Genomic DNA, 16,740 nt, shown 5'->3' with positions numbered 1-16,740 from the left:
ATGTCCCTCCCGGAACTGATCCGCATCGTCTCCCGTGACTCGCCGATGGCGCTGGCCCAAGTGGAGCGTGTCAGAGGCGAGTTGGCCGCCCTGTACCCCGGCGTGCGCACCGAGGTCGTGCCGGTGAAGACCACCGGTGACAAGTGGATGGGCGACCTGTCGAAGGTCGAGGGCAAGGGCGCGTTCACCAAGGAGGTCGACGCCGCGCTGCTCGCCGGCGAGGCTGATCTCGCGGTGCACTGCGTGAAGGACGTACCCGCCGACCGGCCCCTCCCCGCGGGAACGACGTTCGCGGCGTTCCTGAAGCGGGACGACATCCGTGACGCCCTGATCCACCCGGGCGGCCTCACCCTGGACGAACTGCCGGACGGCACCCGCGTCGGCACCTCCTCGGTGCGCCGCGTGGCCCAGCTGGCCGCGACCCACCCGCATCTGGAGTGCGTGCCGTTCCGCGGCAACGCCAACCGGCGCCTCGCGAAACTGGCCGCCGGTGAGGCCGACGCGCTGCTGCTCGCGGCCGCCGGCCTGGAGCGCATCGGCCGCCCGGATGTGATCAGCGAGATCCTCTCCCCCGAGACGATGATGCCGCCGATCGGCGCGGGCATCCTCGCGCTCCAGTGCCGGGAGGGCGACACCGAACTGATCGACACGGTCAGCGCACTGGGCGACCCGGACACCTTCCGGGAGGCCACCGCCGAGCGCATGTTCCTGCATGTGCTCCAGGGGCACTGCAACAGCCCGATCGCCGGATACGCCCGCGTGGACCACACCGGCGAACTCTCCCTGCGGGCCTGCGTGTTCACCCCGGACGGCAAGACCCGGCTGAACGCCCACGAGTGGGCGGGCCGGCTGGACCCGGCCACGCTCGGCACCTCGGTCGCCGTGGCGCTGCTGCGCCAGGGGGCCCGCGAGATCATCGACGGCATCCCGCACTGAGGCCCCGCGGGATCAGGCAGTGCCCTCTTCGGCCTGGTCCCGCAGGAAGTTGCTCACCTGGCAGGCGAGGCCCTCGCGGCCGACGCCCGTGTGCGCGGTTCCCTCGTCGAGGCCGATGCCGCCGGCCCACAGTCGCCGGTCGGCCCAGTCGTCGTCGACCCGCAGCTGGATCTGCACGTCGATCTGGTTCAGGCTCGCCTCCGGTCCCGCCGCGAACAGCACGGCGGTGACGCGGCGCAGCGGGTAGACGTCGAAGCCCTCGATGAACTGCGAGTTGCGCCAGTCGATGAAGGCGCTCTCGCCGTCGGGCCCGATCCGGACATCGATCTGCCCGTCCTCCAGGTGGACGGTGGGGTGCCGCTCGCCACGGTTCTCGACGGTCACCCGGACACTGAAGTACGTGAGCCCTTCGGCTGCGTCGTCGCGTCCACGCGGCGGCTCGGCCGCCTCCAGACGGTGGACGCGGACACGCAGACCGGCATGCTCGTCGTACTCAAGCCAGTCCCCGACCACGTTGGGCTCGTACACAGTGCACCTCTTCGACCTCAGAGAGCTGCTTCCTATCTGTGTGCTCAATGCACTGTCAAATGAGCAGAATGCGCTGTGGCCAGGGAATTCGCCCCCTTTGATCGCTGATCAAGCCGTGCGCAGGAAGAATCCGCCGGACGGCTGGAAAAACCCTTGCACCGGCGTGCCGCACATCACGTTCCCGACGCATGATCAACGGGCCAGGCGGCCCAGGAGCGAGGAGGCCGCGGTGATGCCGAGCGCGGCGGCCACCGCCAGCACCCCGAAGTCGAGCGCCAGATGGGCGTGCGTGCCCAGAAGGAGGCCGCGCAGGGCGTCGACCTCGTAGCTGAGGGGGTTCACCCTGCTGATCGCCTGGAGCCAGCCCGGCATGATCGACAGCGGGTACAGGGCGTTGGAGCCGAAGAAGAGCGGCATGGTGATGGCCTGCCCGATGCCCATCAGGCGGTCCCTGCTGAGCACGATGCCGGCGATGGTCATCGACAGGCAGGAGAAGAACGCCGAGCCGAGGATCACGATCGCCCCGACTCCGAGGAGTTTGAGCGGGTTCCAGGTCAGGGACACGCCGAGCAGGGCGGCGATGAGGATGACGACGACGGCCTGGATCAGCGACTTCACGCCGGCCGCGAAGGCCTTCCCGGTGGTCAGCGCCGAGCGCGGGGTCGGGGTGACCAGGAGCTTGTTGAGGATGCCCGCGTCCCGCTCCCAGATGATCTGGATGCCGTAGAAGATCGCGATGAACATCGCGGACTGGGCGATGATGCCGGGCGCCAGATAGTCGATGTAGGGGATGCCGCCGGTGGGGATCGCCCTCATGCGGGTGAAGGTCTGGCCGAAGATCAGCAGCCACAGGGCGGGTTGGACGGCGCGGGTGTAGAGCTCGGTGCGGTCGTGACGCAGTTTCTGGAGTTCGACGGCGCACATCGCCACGACCCGGGCGGGCAGCAGCCGCCAGCCCGCCCGGGGCTCCGGTGGGCGGAGCAGCAGGTGTATGGCGCTCGGGTCAGCCGACGCGGTTCGCGGTGCGGCGGGTGCTTCGGACATCGCGGAAATCCCCTCCCTCGTCTTCGAGTCCGCTGCCGGCGACGTCACGGAAGACGTCCTCCAGGGTCGGCAGGGTGTCTGTGCCCCGGCTCTCGGCGAGTCCCCGTCTGAGCTCGAGGGGAGTGCCGAGGGCACGGATGCGGCCCCGGTGCATCAGGCCGACCCGGTCGCAGTACTGGTCGGCCTCGTCCATGTAGTGGGTGGTCACCAGGACGGTCATGCCGGTCGCCTCGCGTACCGCGTTGATGTGCTCCCACACTCCGGTGCGGGCGATCGGGTCGAGGCCGATGGTCGGCTCGTCGAGGATCAGCAGCCGGGGCGCGCTGACCAGGGCCTGGGCCAGCTCCAGTCGGCGGACCATGCCGCCGGAGTAGGTGCCGGCGAGCCGGTCGGCGGCGTCGGTGAGGTCGACCGCGGCCAGGGCCTGGCCGACGCGTTCGGCGCGTTCCTTGCGGGCCACGTCGAAGACCCGGGCGAACAGGGCGACGTTCTCCCGGCCGGTCAGGTTGGCGTCGGCGGACAGCTGCTGCGGGACGTAGCCGAGCAGGCGCCGTACGGCCATCGGGTCGTCGGCGGTGTCGCGGCCGAAGACGCGGACCATGCCCGCCGGGACCGGCAGCAGGGTGGTGATGCAGCGGATGGCGGTGGTCTTGCCGGCGCCGTTGGGGCCGAGCAGTCCGAAGACCTCGCCCTGCGCCACCGCCAGGTCCAGCCCGTCCACGGCGTTGGTGTCACCGAAGGCGTAGGCAAGGCCCGTACAGGAAACAGCTTCGGGTGTCATGACTCCTCGGCCTCCTCGTGCAGATTGACGGCGAGCGCGCGCAGGGCCGGGAGCGCGGCGCGCAGGGCTTCCTGGTCGGCCGGGGCGAGCCGGGCGACCTGTCGTGCGACGAGGGCGATCCGCCGCTGCTTCCAGTCCCGCAGCCGCGTCTCCGCCTTGTCGGTGAGCAGGAGCCGGGCGGCGCGCCGGTCGGCGGGATCGGTCTCGCGGATCAGGTGCCCCTCCTTGACCAGTTGGTTGACCAGGGTCGAGACGGAGTTCCCGGCGAGAAACAGCTCCTTGGCGGCGTCGGAGACGCCGATGCCGGGCCGTGACCCGACCAGGCGCAGCAGTTCGACCTCGGCGCCGCGCAGCCGCGGCACGGTCAGTCCGGCCCGCAGTCTGCGCCTGAGCAGCCGCTGGACGCCGACCAGTGCGTCGGCGAGTTCTTCCGGGAGGGTCTGTTCGTCCACACGAGCGAGATTAACTCTGTGTCAGAGGTAAGTTCCCCCAAGGGCGGGTCAAGCGGCAATCCTCCACAGGCGCATATCTGCACTATTAGCCCTTTTTGTTTTATTTCACCCGGAAGCGGGAATCCGCAAAGAAGTGCTTCGGACAGGAGGCACGTCCGTGGGAGCCCGCCCCGCAGGCCCCGGATGTCTCTGCGCAGGCCCGAGTGCCCCTCCCACGGTGTCTGTCCATCCAGCACCCGCTCAGGGAGGTGCGCGACATGACCGTCGCCACCAGATCGAAGCCTCATCCCCACCACGACGCCCCCGACACGAACGCGGCCTTCGAGCGCCTGGCACAGCTGCCCGAGGGCCCGGCGCGCAAGGCGCTGCGGGACGAGCTGATCGAGCTCTGGCTCCCCATGGCCGAGCGGATCGCCGTCCGGTTCCGGGGCCGCGGCGAGTCCCTGGAAGACCTCTACCAGGTCGCCGCCCTCGGTCTCGTCAAGGCGGTCGACCACTACGACCCGGCACGTGGCAGCGCCTTCGAGGCGTACGCGGTGCCGACGGTCACCGGCGAGATCAAACGGCACTTCCGCGACCACATGTGGACACTGCACGTGCCGCGCCGGGTGCAGGACCTGCGCAACCGGGTCCGGCAGGCCTCCAAGGAACTCTCCCAGACCACCTCCGGCCGGGCCCCCACCACCGCCGAGATCGCCGAGCAGGCACAGCTGACCGAGGACGAGGTGCGCATCGGTTCGGAGGCGCTGGAGTGCTTCTCGGCGCTGTCACTGGAGGCCGAGATGCCGGGCACCGACGGCTACGCCCTGGGCGACGCGCTCGGCGCCCCCGACCCCGGCTACGACGTGATCGTCGACCGGGTGGCCGCCAGGCCCGCTCTCGAAGCCCTCCCCGAGCGCGAGCGGACCATCCTCTACCTGCGCTTCTTCCGGGGCATGACGCAGAGCGGCATCGCCGAGGAGCTCGGCATCTCGCAGATGCACGTCTCCCGGCTGCTCAGCACGTGCTTCGCCCAACTGCGCGAGGAGGTCGTGACCGACCCCGGCTGAGCGCCGCGGGCTGCCGTCACTCCGGCGGCGCCCCCGGAATCTGCGTCGGACCGTGGCGCTCGAGGGCTTCCTGGAGCTCGACACGGATCTCCGGGGGCATCTCTCCCGAGCGTCCCCAGATGAGGATCAGGTCCGCGACGTTGCGCAGCTTGATGTTCGTGTGCTGGGACACGTCCCTCAGCACTTCCCAGCCCTGGTCCGGGGTGACCCTGCCCAGCGCGACGACCATGCCGATGGCCTGGTCCACGACAGCGTGGGAGGCGACGGCCTCCTTCAGCTGGTCGACCTGCTCCTGGAGCTCGAAGACCCGCTGCGACTCGTCGGCGGGCTCGTCCGGTACGGCTGGCACCCCTCCATCCTGTCACTCGGACGGGCCCGCGCCACCGGGCCGGAGAGCACCGGAGCCACCGTTTCGCCGCCACTGCCGGGGTACTCGGCAGGCGCCCGCAGCGGTTCCGGAACGACACTGGTGACAGACCCCCGGTGGCCGCCGGCCGACGAGAGCAGGACGCGACTGCCATGAACCACGACCCGAGACAGCCCACCGTGACCGCCGACGCCGTCTCCACGCACCATGTCTTCGGTGCCCCCTGCTGGGTGAGCCTGACCAGCCGTGACCAACAGACCACGGAGGACTTCTACGGGGCCGTCCTGGGGTGGCAGTGGATGCCGGCGAAGCTCGGGGACCGCTTCCGGATCGCGCTGGCGGACGGCACGCCGGTCGCCGGGATCGCGGCGGTGGCGTCGATGTGGCAGATGGCGGTGGCCTGGACGCCGTACTTCGCGGTGCCCAGCGCGGACGAGGCCGTGGCCCGGGTCCAGGAGCGCGGCGGCACCCTGGCGGTCGGCCCGCTGTCCTTCCCGCCCGGGCGGGCGGCCCTGCTCTCCGACCGTGACGGGGCCACCTTCGGCATCTGGGAGGGCGAGCTGGTCGCGGACTGGGAGGTGTGGCGCCACGCCCAGCCGGCCTTCGTGCGGCTGCACACCCGCGACGCGTTCGACGCCGCGATCTTCTACGGCGAGGTCCTCGACTGGGCCTCGCAGCGGCCCGGCGGCTGCGAGGTCCAGTACGAGGGCGGTGAGGTGGTGCTGCGCAGCGGGGGCGACATCGTGGCGCGCATCGAGTCGGGGGCGCTGGGGTCGGCACCCGATCCCACGATCCGGCCGCACTGGCAGGTCCACTTCGCGGTCACGGACGTGGCGGCGTGCGCCAGGGCCGCGGAGGCCCACGGCGGCAGCGTGCTGTCGAAGGACAGCGGGGAAGCCGTCCTGGGGGACCCGGACGGAGCCCGGTTCACGGTGACCTCGCGCCGCACGCGCTGAAACCCGAGGGCGCTGCCTCTCACCCGCCCGCACGGGAGGGCCGGGACAGCAGCACCAGACTCCGCGCCTCGACGGTCATCTCCGTGCCGGCCTTGTGATCCGACTCGTCGGGGCCCTGCGGTTCGGCCGTGTCGAGCAGGGTGGTCCAGCGTTCGCCGTAGGTGAGGTCCGGGAGCCGGAAGTCGACGGGCTCCCAGTAGCCGTTCAGCAGGAGCAGGAACGAGTCGTCGGTCACCCGGCGCCCGCGCGGGTCGGGTTCGGCGATGGCGTCGCCGTTGAGGAAGACCCCGACCGAGTGCGCGTCCGAGCGCTGCCAGTCCGCCTCCGCCATCTCGCGGGCGTCCGGCAGCAGCCACACCAGGTCGGGCAGGGGCTGTCCCGCGTGGGTCACGGTCTCGCCGCGGAAGAAGCGGCGCCTGCGCAGCACGGGGTGCGCCGAGCGCAGTGCGATGACCTGCCGTGTGAACTCGGCGAGTTCGCGCTGTTCGCCGGTCAACCGCCAGTCGATCCAGGAGAGTTCGTTGTCCTGGCAGTAGGCGTTGTTGTTGCCGCCCTGGGTGCGGCCGAGTTCGTCGCCGTGGCAGAGCATCGGGATGCCCTGCGAAAGCAGCAGCGTGGCGAGGAAGTTGCGCTGTTGACGGGCGCGCAGTTCGAGCACGGCGGGGTCGTCGCTCTCGCCCTCGGCCCCGCAGTTCCAGGAACGGTTGGCGCTCTCGCCGTCACGGCCGCCCTCCCCGTTGGCCTCGTTGTGCTTGTCGTTGTAGGAGACGAGGTCGCGCAGGGTGAAACCGTCGTGCGCGGTCACGAAGTTGACGCTGGCGCGCGGGCGGCGTCGGCTGTGCTGGTACAGGTCGGAGGAGCCGGTGAGCCGAGAGGCGAACTCGCCGAGCGTGTGCGGTTCAGCGCGCCAGAAGTCCCGTACGGCGTCCCGGTACTTGCCGTTCCACTCCGACCACAGCGGCGGGAAGTTGCCGACCTGGTAGCCGCCCTCCCCCACGTCCCACGGCTCGGCGATCAGCTTGACGCGGCTGATCACCGGGTCCTGCTGGATGAGGTCGAAGAAGGCCGACAGCCGGTCCACCTCGTGGAACTGCCGGGCCAGGGTAGCGGCGAGGTCGAAGCGGAAGCCGTCGACGTGCATCTCGGTGACCCAGTACCGCAGCGAGTCCATGATCAGCTGGAGGACGTAGGGGTGCCGCATCAGCAGGCTGTTCCCGGTGCCGGTGGTGTCGTAGTAGTGCCCCCAGTCGCCGTCCACCAGCCGGTAGTAGGAGGCGTTGTCGATGCCCCGGAAGGAGAGCGTAGGGCCCTTCTCGTTGCCCTCGGCCGTGTGGTTGTAGACCACGTCGAGGATGACTTCGAGGCCGGCCGCGTGCAGCGCCTTCACCATCGCCTTGAACTCGGTGACCTGCTGCCCTCGGCTGCCGTGGGCGGCGTATTCGTTGTGGGGCGCGAAGAAGCCGGTCGTGTTGTAGCCCCAGTAGTTGGCGAGGCCACGGTCCTGGAGCACCCCGTCCTGCACGAACTGGTGCACCGGCATCAGCTCCACGGCGGTCACACCGAGCGAGGTCAGGTGGCCGGTCACCGCGGGGTGGGCGAGGCCGGCGTAGGTGCCCCGCAGCTCTGGTGGGACGTCGGGATGGGTGCGGGTGAGGCCCCGGACGTGCGTCTCGTAGATCACGCTGTCGGCGTAGGGCCGTCCGGGCGGTCGGTCGTCACCCCAGTCGAAGGCCGGGTCGGTGACCACGCCGAGCATGGTGTGCCCGGCGCTGTCGGCCCCGGGGGTGCGGAGGGAGAGGTCGTTGTCGGTCCGGCCGTCCACCGCTTTGGCGTACGGGTCCAGCAGGAGTTTCGCCGGATCGCACCGGTGGCCGAGCTCGGGCTGCCAGGGTCCGTGCACGCGATAGCCGTAACGCTGCCCCGGCCCGGTCCCCGGCAGGTAGCCGTGCCACACGAAGCCGTCGGCCTCGGTCAGCGGGACGCCGCTGTGGGCGCCCTTCTCGTCGACCAGCACGAGTTCGACGCGCTCGGCGACCTCGCTGAACAGCGCGAAGTTGGTGCCCTCGCCGTCGAAGTAGGCGCCCAGCGGGTAGGGGCGCCCGCTCCACGCGGGCACCCCTTTGCGCTGCCTGTACGGCTTCTTCCCGGACGCCGGCACGCTCAGCGCCCGCCGTCGACGGCACCGACGGCCAGGGCCGCGACCGGCATCGCGCGCGGCACCTGGAGCACCTCCCGCAGGCTGGGTGCGGGGACCCTCGGCACCCGCGGGACGCGCTCACCGGAACGGGCCCGCTGCGAGAACCAGATGACCTTGCTGCCGGTCTCCGTGGCGCAGCAGCCCCAGCCGTCGCTCATCACGGCGATGCGCTCGAGGCAGGCACGCAGATCCAGGTCCGGGCGCAGGTCGCAGTCGTTCTCGGCGACGGCGGTGATCAGATGCTGGCCGTTCCACCACAGTTCGATCGAGGTGTTCTTGTCCGTCGCGTGCTCGTCGATGGCCTCCAGCAGCAGTACGGCACCGCGGCAGACGGGCTCGACCAGGGTCTCCAGGTCCCAGAGCCGTAGGTGGGCGGCCAGGATGCGCCTGACCTGCCCGACCCGTTCCGGGCTGACCTCCACGTCGAGGTGGTAGTAGCAGGGCACTGCGGTCTTCATCGTCGCTCCTCACGGCGAAGCTCCCGCTCCTCCCGGCCCCCGCGGGGCCGGGCCCCGAACAACGGAGCGTGAGCGCTGATCGCTTCAGAGTGACTCCCAGAGTGGGAGAGCTACGCCATTCGTGCAACACGAGCGACCCGCGAGGTGGTTGAAGCGCCAACAAGACGCTGGGTCGTTGCGCGTGCACCATGAGTGAGGATCCCTCTCGAATCCTGTCGAGTCCTGTCGAGTCCTGTCGCGTACGAAAGGTGAACGGCGCCATGCTGCTACCGGCCAAAGCCGAGGTCGCCCGGCAACTGCGGCGGTATCGCGCCCAGGAGCGCGTGATGCTGGCCTCCCCCGCCGACCTCACCGTCCGGAGCACCTTCGAGGACGCGGGCTACACGCTGTGTGTCCTGATGGGCAAACGCTGTGCCCGCGAGGCGGCCGACGCGGCCGAGCGCTATCTGCGGACCAGCGTGGTGACGTATCTCCAGGAGCAGAGCGACCTCCCGCGTGCGGGCGCCGCCGTCAGACGGGGGCCGCCGAGAGCAGCCGAGCGTTCCCCCGCGGGGAGGTAACCCCCTTCCGGCGCAGCTTCGATCCCCCGGCCGGGCGCATTCAGCGCCCGGCCTCGAGCACGGCGGAGGCGAGAGCATGAGTACCACCCCGGTCATCGGCCGCATCCCGGTACGGGACGTCCGCCCTGCCGTCGAGTGCGGGAGGCGCCCCGCGAAGGCGGTCGTGGGCGAGACATTCGAGGTCACCGCCACGGTGTTCCGCGAGGGCCACGACGCGGTCGCCGCGAACGTCGTTCTCACCGACCCGGAGGGCAGGCACGGTCCGTGGACTCCGATGCGGGAGCCGGTCCCGGGCACCGACCGCTGGAGCGCCGAGGTCACTCCGGACGTCGAGGGGCGCTGGACGTACCGGGTCGAGGCCTGGAGCGATCCGGTGAGCACCTGGCGGCACACCGCTCGCATCAAGGTGCCCGCCGGCCTCGACACCGGCCTGGTACTGGAAGAGGGCGCCGAGCTGTACACCCATGCGGCGGCAGGGGTCCCGGAGGGCCCGCAGCGCGCGGTGCTGCTGGCGGCGGCGAAGACGCTCGCCGACGACTCGCTGCCCGTCGCCACCCGTCTGGCGGGGGCCCTGACCCCGGAAGTCGACGCGGTGCTGACGCGTCATCCGTTGCGGGAGTTGATCACGGCGTCGGAGTCGTTGCCGCTGCTGGTGGAGCGGGAGCGGGCGCTGTTCGGCTCGTGGTACGAGTTCTTCCCGCGCTCCGAGGGCACTGCGGAGCGGCCGCACGGCACGTTCCGTACGGCCGCGCGCAGGCTTCCGGCGATCGCCGCGATGGGCTTCGACGTGGTGTACCTGCCGCCGATCCACCCGATCGGCACGACCTTCCGCAAGGGCCGCAACAACACCCTGTCCGCGGGCCCCGAGGATGTGGGGGTGCCGTGGGCGATCGGCTCGCCGGAGGGCGGCCATGACGCCATCCACCCGGATCTGGGCACCCTGGAGGACTTCGACTGGTTCGTCCAGCAGGCCACTGGTCAGGGTCTGGAGATCGCGCTGGACTTCGCCCTGCAGTGCTCCCCCGACCATCCCTGGGTGCAGAAGCATCCGGAGTGGTTCCATCACCGTCCGGACGGCACCATCGCCTACGCGGAGAACCCGCCCAAGAAGTACCAGGACATCTACCCGATCGCCTTCGACGCCGACCTGGACGGTCTGATCGCCGAGACGGTGCGGGTGCTGCGGCACTGGATGGACCACGGGGTGCGGATCTTCCGGGTGGACAACCCGCACACCAAGCCGGTCCTCTTCTGGGAACGCGTGATCGCCGACATCAACACCACCGACCCGGACGTGATCTTCCTGGCGGAGGCGTTCACCCGGCCGGCGATGATGCACACGCTGGCGCAGATCGGCTTCCAGCAGTCCTACACCTACTTCACCTGGCGCACCACGAAGGAGGAACTCACCGCGTATCTGAGCGAACTCTCGGGTGAGGCGGCCTCCTACATGCGGCCGAACTTCTTCGCCAACACCCCCGACATCCTGCCCGAACACCTGCAGCACGGCGGCCGCCCCGCGTTCGCCCTGCGCGCGGTGCTCGCCGCGACTCTCTCGCCGACCTGGGGCATCTACTCCGGCTACGAACTCGCCGAGAACACCCCGCTGCGGGCCGGCGGCGAGGAATACCTCGACTCGGAGAAGTACCAGCTCAAGACCCGCGACTGGGACCGAGACGACTCCCTCGCCCCCCTCATCACACAGCTCAACACCATCAGGCGCCGCCACCCCGCTCTCCAGCGCCTCAGGAACATCCGCTTCCACGCGACCGACAACGACGCGGTCATCGCGTACAGCAAGCGCACCGGCGACGACACGGTCCTGGTGGTCGTGAACCTCGACCCGCACCACACCCAGGAGGCGACGGTCTCGTTGGACATGCCGCAACTCGGCCTGGAACCGCACGAATCCCTGTCCGTGCACGACGAGCTGACGGGTGAGACCCACCGCTGGGGCAGAAGCAACTATGTGCGCCTGGACCCCGGCCGGGCACCCGCGCACGTGTTCCAGGTCCGCAGGCCGGCACCACAGATCGGAGAGTCCACCGCGTGACTGTCAACCAGCCCGTCCACGACACCTTTGAGGACACCCCGGCCAGGGACCGGAATCCCGACTGGTTCAAACGCGCGGTCTTCTACGAGGTCCTGGTCCGTTCCTTCCAGGACAGCAACGGCGACGGTGTCGGCGACCTCAAGGGGCTGACCGCCAAGCTGGACTACCTCCAGTGGCTCGGTGTCGACTGCCTGTGGCTGCCGCCGTTCTTCAAGTCACCGCTCAGGGACGGCGGTTACGACGTCTCCGACTACACCGCCGTACTGCCGGAGTTCGGCGACCTCGCCGACTTCGTGGAGTTCGTCGACGCCGCCCACCAACGCGGGATGCGCGTCATCATCGACTTCGTCATGAACCACACCAGCGACCAGCACCCGTGGTTCCAGGAGTCCCGCAAGAACCCGGACGGCCCCTACGGCGACTACTACATGTGGGCCGACGACGACAAACAGTACGACGAGGCCCGGATCATCTTCGTCGACACCGAGGTCTCCAACTGGACCCACGACCCGGTCCGCGGCCAGTACTTCTTCCACCGGTTCTTCTCCCACCAGCCGGACCTCAACTACGAGAACCCGGCCGTCCAGGAGGAGATCCTGGCCGCCCTCCGCTTCTGGCTGGACCTCGGCATCGACGGCTTCCGCCTCGACGCCGTGCCCTATCTCTACGCGGCGGAGGGCACCAACTGCGAGAACCTGCCCGCCAGTCACGCGTTCCTGAAGCGGGTGCGCCGCGAGATCGACGCGATGTATCCCGACACCGTGCTGCTGGCGGAGGCGAACCAGTGGCCGGAAGACGTCGTCGACTACTTCGGCGACTACGCCAAGGGCGGCGACGAATGCCACATGGCGTTCCACTTCCCGGTCATGCCCCGCATCTTCATGGCCGTCCGCCGCGAGTCCCGCTACCCGGTCTCCGAAATCCTCGCCAAGACGCCGGCGATCCCCTCCAACTGCCAGTGGGGCATCTTCCTGCGCAACCACGACGAGCTCACCCTCGAAATGGTCACCGACGAGGAACGCGACTACATGTGGGCCGAATACGCCAAGGACCCGCGTATGCGCGCCAACATCGGCATCAGGCGGCGGCTCGCCCCCCTGCTCGACAACGACCGCGACACGATCGAGTTGTTCACCGCCCTGCTCCTGTCCCTGCCCGGCTCGCCGATCCTCTACTACGGCGACGAGATCGGCATGGGCGACAACATCTGGCTCGGCGACCGCGACGCCGTACGCACCCCCATGCAGTGGACACCGGACCGCAACGCGGGCTTCTCCACAGCCGATCCGGGGCAACTCAACCTGCCGATCGTCATGGACCCGGTGTACGGGCATCAGGTCACCAACGTCGAGGCCTCCATGGCCTCGCCGTCCTCCCTGCTGCACTGGACCCGCCGGATGATCGAGATCCGCAAGCAGAACCCGGCCTTCGGGCTCGGGTCCTTCACCGAGCTGCCGTCCTCCAACCCCGCGGTGCTCGCGTTCCTGAGGGAGTACGAGGACGACCTCGTCCTGTGCGTGCACAACTTCTCCCGGTTCGCCCAGCCCACCGAGCTGGATCTGCGCGAGTTCGACGGTCTGCACCCGGTCGAGCTGTTCGGCGGGGTCCGCTTCCCGGCCATCGGGGAACTGCCGTATCTGCTGACCCTCGGCGGGCACGGCTTCTACTGGTTCCGGCTCTCCCGAGTCGCATCCCGCATCGGCCGACGCCAGTGAGCGTGCCGACGAAAGGACGCGTCACCATGCCGAAGACCGTATTCCTCAGCCCCGGACCCGCGCTCGGCACCGATCTGATGGCCTCGCTCGGCGGCCTGCTGCGCCAGTGGCTGCCGCGGCAGCGCTGGTTCGCGGGCAAGGACCGGCCCGTGAACGAACTCGGTCTGCTGTCGATGACCGAGCTGTTCCCGGGCTGTCTGCATCTCCTGGTCCACACCGGCCACGGCGGCGTGCCCGCGCCCGGCGGTGTCACCCCGGCCGGTGACTGCTACCAACTGCTCCTCGGCGTACGCAAGCACCTCTCGCCGCGTCTCGGCCGCGCCCTCATCGGCCGCGCGGAACGGGGTCCACTGGCCGGCCTCACGGTGTACGACGCCCTGCACGACCCGCGCTCGGCGCAGCTGCTGCTGGAGCGGCTGCGGCAGCCCGGCACGGCCGGCCCCCTGCGCTTCGAGCGCGACCCGTCGGTACCGGTGCCCGCCGGGCTGCCGCCGCGGTTGCTGGCGGCCGAGCAGTCGAACTCCTCGCTGGTGTACGGCGACGAGTTCATCCTGAAGGTCTTCCGCCGCATCCAGCCTGGAGTCAATCCCGACCTGGAGGTGCCGGTCGCGCTGGCCGGACAGGGCTGTCGTCGGGTGCCCGCGCCCGTCGCCTGGTGGCGGACCACGCATCCGCAGGAGGCGACGCTGGGCGTCCTGCAGCCGTATCTGCGGGACGCGTCCGACGGCTGGGCGCTGGCCCTGCACGCGCTGGCCTCCGGTGACGACTTCACCGTGCAGGCGCACGAGCTGGGGCGGGCCATGGCCGAGGTGCATCTCGCGCTGGCCGCCGCCTTTCCCGGCGACGTCGGCGCTCACGGCGACAACGACTCCACGGCCGCCACGATGGCCGAGCGCCTGGACTCCGCCGCGCACAGCGTGCCGGCGCTGCGGCCGTTCGTGCCGGGCCTGCGCAACGCCTTCGGCGCGCTGGCCACCTGCGATGCCGGGCCGCCCGCGCAGCGCGTGCACGGTGATCTGCATCTGGGACAGGTGCTGCGGGCGGGCCGTGAGTGGTTCGTCATCGACTTCGAGGGCGAGCCCTCCCGCCCGCTCGCCGAGCGGCGCACCGCGCAGTCCCCGGTGCGGGACATCGCGGGCATGCTCCGCTCCTTCGACTACGCGGCCCGGCAGCGCCGCCCCTGGCGTCCGGAGTGGGCGCGCCGCTGCCGCGAGGCGTTCTGCGGGGGCTATGCCGCCCTCGCCGGCTGGGATCCGCGCAAGAAGCACGGTCTGTTGCGCGCCTACGAGACCGACCGGGCCGTCTACGAGGTCCTGTACGAGGCACGGCACCGCCCCGACTGGCTGCCGGTGCCGATGGCGGCGATCGAACGACTCGCCGTGAGAGGAGACTGAGCCGTGGCCCTGCGTGACACCTCACTGCCCGAACCGTCCGGACCGGCCCGGTGCGACACGGCCCCTCCGCTCGATCCCGCCGAACGGTCCCGGCTGCTGGCCGGTGCCCACCACGACCCGCACGCGCTGCTCGGCGCCCACCCGGTCACGGGCGGGATCGCCTTCCGTGCGCTGCGCCCGTTCGCCCGCGCGGTGAGCGTCGTCGTCGACGGCGAGCCCAGACGGCTGGCCTCGGAGGGCGACGGCCTGTTCACCGGGCTGCTCCCCCTCGCCGAGATCCCCTCCTACACACTGCTGGTGTCGTACCCGGACGGGGAGCAGGAGGTGCACGACCCCTACCGCTTCCTGCCCGCGCTCGGTGAGAGCGACCTGCATCTCATCCGCGAAGGACGCCACGAGCAGCTGTGGAAGGCGCTCGGCGCCGAGCCGATGACCCACGAGGGCGTGACCGGCACCCGGTTCACGGTGTGGGCGCCGAACGCCCAAGGGGTCCGGGTGGCCGGGGAGTTCACGTTCTGGGACGGGCAGGCGTTCCCGATGCGCTCGCTCGGCTCGTCCGGGGTGTGGGAGCTGTTCCTGCCGGGGATCGGCGAGGGCACGCGCTACAAGTTCGAGATCACCTCCCGGCACGGCGACAGGTTCCTGAAGTCCGACCCGATGGCGCGCGGCACCGAGGTACCGCCCGCGACCGCGTCGGTGGTGACCGCCTCGCACTACGAGTGGGGCGACCAGGAGTGGATGACCCGGCGCGGTGAAGTCCCCGTCCACGAGGCGCCGTTCTCCGTCTACGAGATCCATCTGCCGTCCTGGCGCCAGGGCCTGACCTACCGTCAGCTGGCGGACGAGCTGCCCGTGTACGTCAAGGACCTCGGCTTCACCCACGTCGAGCTGATGCCGGTCACCGAGCACCCCTTCGGCGGCTCCTGGGGCTACCAGGTCACCGGCTTCTACGCGCCCACCTCCCGGCTCGGCGGCCCCGACGACTTCAGGTACCTGATCGACGCCCTCCACCGGGCCGGCATCGGCGTGATCATGGACTGGGTGCCGGCCCACTTCCCCAAGGACGACTGGGCGCTGGCCCGCTTCGACGGGGACCCGCTGTACGAGCCGGGAGACCAGCGGCGTGCCGAGCATCCGGACTGGGGGACGTACGAGTTCGACCTCGGGCGGGTCGAGGTGCGCAACTTCCTGGTCGCCAACGCCGTGTACTGGTGCGAGGAGTTCCACATCGACGGCCTGCGGGTCGACGCGGTCGCCTCCATGCTCTACCTCGACTACTCGCGCGACTCCGGACAGTGGTCGCCCAACGTGTTCGGGGGCAGGGAGGACCTCGACGCGGTGGCCTTCCTCCAGGAGATGAACGCGACGGTGTACCGCCGGGCGCCGGGTGTCGTCACGATCGCCGAGGAGTCCACGGCCTGGGAGGGCGTGACCCGGCCGACGGACAGCGGTGGCCTGGGCTTCGGCCTGAAGTGGAACATGGGCTGGATGCACGACTCCCTCGGCTACATCAGCCATGAGCCGGTGCACCGCAAGTACCACCACAACGAGATGACCTTCTCGATGGTGTACGCGTACAGCGAGAACTACGTCCTGCCCATCTCCCACGACGAGGTCGTCCACGGCAAGCAGGCCCTGGTGTCCAAGATGCCGGGCGACTGGTGGCAGCAGCGGGCCGACCATCGCGCGTATCTCGGCTTCATGTGGGCCCATCCCGGCAAGCAACTCCTCTTCATGGGCCAGGAGTTCGCCCAGGGCTCGGAGTGGTCCGAGGCCCACGGCCCGGACTGGTGGCTCCTGGATCCCGCCTACGGGGCGGAGGCCGACCACCGGGGCGTCCGCGACCTGGTGCGGGACCTGAACACCGTGTACGGGACGACCCCCGCCCTGTGGCAGCGCGACACCGACCCCGCAGGATTCCGGTGGGTGGCCGGGGACGCGGCCGAGGACAACGTCTTCGCCTTCCTGAGGTTCGACGCGGCGGGCAGCCCGCTGCTGGCGGTCTCCCACTTCTCCCCCGTCGTGCGCGAGGACTACCGCCTCACGGTCCCGGACGGCTTCGCCCTCTGGCAGGAGTCCCTCAACACCGACGACGCGCGGTACGGCGGAAGTGACCTCGTCCGGCGTGACCCGGTCAAGGCCGAGGACGGGGTGCTGCGGCTCACCCTGCCGCCCCTCGCGACGGTGTGGCTGGTCCCGGTGCCCGGCTGAGGGCCGCGGGCGATGCCGAGGTGTCCGACCGGCCCCGAC

Annotated in this window: 15 protein-coding genes; 8 read left to right on the top strand and 7 right to left on the bottom strand. The window is 70.3% G+C overall.

Annotation, left to right across the window (positions count from 1 at the left end; translation table 11 throughout):
- Positions 1 to 936 carry a hydroxymethylbilane synthase gene (gene hemC / locus ACFYRX_RS29390; RefSeq protein ID WP_389105882.1) on the top strand — a complete coding sequence of 312 codons (936 nt, stop codon included), beginning with the start codon at positions 1 to 3 and terminating at the stop codon, positions 934 to 936.
- Positions 937 to 948: 12 nt separating this feature from the next.
- On the opposite strand, the gene ACFYRX_RS29385 is transcribed toward hemC, so the two are convergent.
- From ACFYRX_RS29385 to ACFYRX_RS29370, 4 genes are all read right to left on the bottom strand, one after another.
- On the bottom strand, positions 949 to 1,464 hold the full coding sequence (locus tag ACFYRX_RS29385; RefSeq protein ID WP_389105880.1) for a hypothetical protein: 516 nt from the start codon (positions 1,462 to 1,464) through the stop codon (positions 949 to 951).
- A 192-nt stretch (positions 1,465 to 1,656) separates the two neighbouring features.
- Positions 1,657 to 2,508 (bottom strand): ABC transporter permease, encoded by an 852-nt coding sequence (locus ACFYRX_RS29380; RefSeq protein WP_389105877.1) that lies wholly within the window; start codon positions 2,506 to 2,508, stop codon positions 1,657 to 1,659.
- Positions 2,468 to 3,289, bottom strand: coding sequence for an ABC transporter ATP-binding protein (locus ACFYRX_RS29375; RefSeq protein ID WP_389105874.1), 822 nt, complete (start codon positions 3,287 to 3,289; stop codon positions 2,468 to 2,470). The genes ACFYRX_RS29380 and ACFYRX_RS29375 overlap by 41 nt, the downstream gene beginning before the upstream one ends.
- On the bottom strand, positions 3,286 to 3,741 hold the full coding sequence (locus ACFYRX_RS29370) for a MarR family winged helix-turn-helix transcriptional regulator (protein WP_389105871.1): 456 nt from the start codon (positions 3,739 to 3,741) through the stop codon (positions 3,286 to 3,288). The genes ACFYRX_RS29375 and ACFYRX_RS29370 overlap by 4 nt, the downstream gene beginning before the upstream one ends.
- Before the next feature lie 257 nt (positions 3,742 to 3,998).
- On the opposite strand from ACFYRX_RS29370, the gene ACFYRX_RS29365 reads away from it, so the two are divergent.
- Positions 3,999 to 4,790 (top strand): RNA polymerase sigma factor SigF, encoded by a 792-nt coding sequence (locus ACFYRX_RS29365; RefSeq protein ID WP_389105869.1) that lies wholly within the window; start codon positions 3,999 to 4,001, stop codon positions 4,788 to 4,790.
- Between the two features lie 16 nt (positions 4,791 to 4,806).
- On the opposite strand, the gene ACFYRX_RS29360 is transcribed toward ACFYRX_RS29365, so the two are convergent.
- Positions 4,807 to 5,139: an ANTAR domain-containing protein gene (locus ACFYRX_RS29360; protein WP_389105866.1), complete on the bottom strand. Its 333-nt coding sequence runs from the start codon at positions 5,137 to 5,139 to the stop codon at positions 4,807 to 4,809.
- Positions 5,140 to 5,309: 170 nt separating this feature from the next.
- Between ACFYRX_RS29360 and ACFYRX_RS29355 the strand changes: the two genes are divergently transcribed.
- Positions 5,310 to 6,113 (top strand): VOC family protein, encoded by an 804-nt coding sequence (locus ACFYRX_RS29355; RefSeq protein WP_389105863.1) that lies wholly within the window; start codon positions 5,310 to 5,312, stop codon positions 6,111 to 6,113.
- Between the two features lie 19 nt (positions 6,114 to 6,132).
- On the opposite strand, the gene glgX is transcribed toward ACFYRX_RS29355, so the two are convergent.
- Positions 6,133 to 8,229, bottom strand: coding sequence for a glycogen debranching protein GlgX (gene glgX / locus ACFYRX_RS29350; RefSeq protein ID WP_389106273.1), 2,097 nt, complete (start codon positions 8,227 to 8,229; stop codon positions 6,133 to 6,135).
- 44 nt (positions 8,230 to 8,273) lie between these two features.
- The gene (locus tag ACFYRX_RS29345; RefSeq protein ID WP_389105861.1) at positions 8,274 to 8,768 is read right to left on the bottom strand and encodes a pep a2; all 495 of its coding nucleotides are present in this window, start codon (positions 8,766 to 8,768) and stop codon (positions 8,274 to 8,276) included.
- Positions 8,769 to 9,028: 260 nt separating this feature from the next.
- Between ACFYRX_RS29345 and ACFYRX_RS29340 the strand changes: the two genes are divergently transcribed.
- The 5 genes from ACFYRX_RS29340 (at position 9,029) to glgB (ending at position 16,701) form a co-directional block, all read left to right on the top strand.
- Positions 9,029 to 9,328: a DUF5133 domain-containing protein gene (locus ACFYRX_RS29340; protein ID WP_389105859.1), complete on the top strand. Its 300-nt coding sequence runs from the start codon at positions 9,029 to 9,031 to the stop codon at positions 9,326 to 9,328.
- 76 nt (positions 9,329 to 9,404) lie between these two features.
- A complete protein-coding gene (locus ACFYRX_RS29335; protein WP_389105856.1) occupies positions 9,405 to 11,381 on the top strand; it encodes an alpha-1,4-glucan--maltose-1-phosphate maltosyltransferase in 1,977 nt (658 codons plus the stop codon).
- Positions 11,378 to 13,096 (top strand): maltose alpha-D-glucosyltransferase, encoded by a 1,719-nt coding sequence (gene treS / locus ACFYRX_RS29330; protein WP_389105854.1) that lies wholly within the window; start codon positions 11,378 to 11,380, stop codon positions 13,094 to 13,096. The genes ACFYRX_RS29335 and treS overlap by 4 nt, the downstream gene beginning before the upstream one ends.
- A 26-nt stretch (positions 13,097 to 13,122) precedes the next feature.
- Positions 13,123 to 14,490, top strand: coding sequence for a maltokinase (locus ACFYRX_RS29325; RefSeq protein ID WP_389105851.1), 1,368 nt, complete (start codon positions 13,123 to 13,125; stop codon positions 14,488 to 14,490).
- Positions 14,491 to 14,493: 3 nt separating this feature from the next.
- Positions 14,494 to 16,701: a 1,4-alpha-glucan branching enzyme gene (gene glgB, locus ACFYRX_RS29320; RefSeq protein WP_389105848.1), complete on the top strand. Its 2,208-nt coding sequence runs from the start codon at positions 14,494 to 14,496 to the stop codon at positions 16,699 to 16,701.
- Positions 16,702 to 16,740 lie beyond the last annotated feature (39 nt).

It is taken from the genome of Streptomyces sp. NPDC005374 (genome assembly GCF_042872225.1).
In the GTDB taxonomy this organism is placed as follows: domain Bacteria; phylum Actinomycetota; class Actinomycetes; order Streptomycetales; family Streptomycetaceae; genus Streptomyces.
The sequence above is the reverse complement of the archived record's forward strand: the minus strand, read 5'-3'. Positions and strand labels throughout refer to the sequence as shown.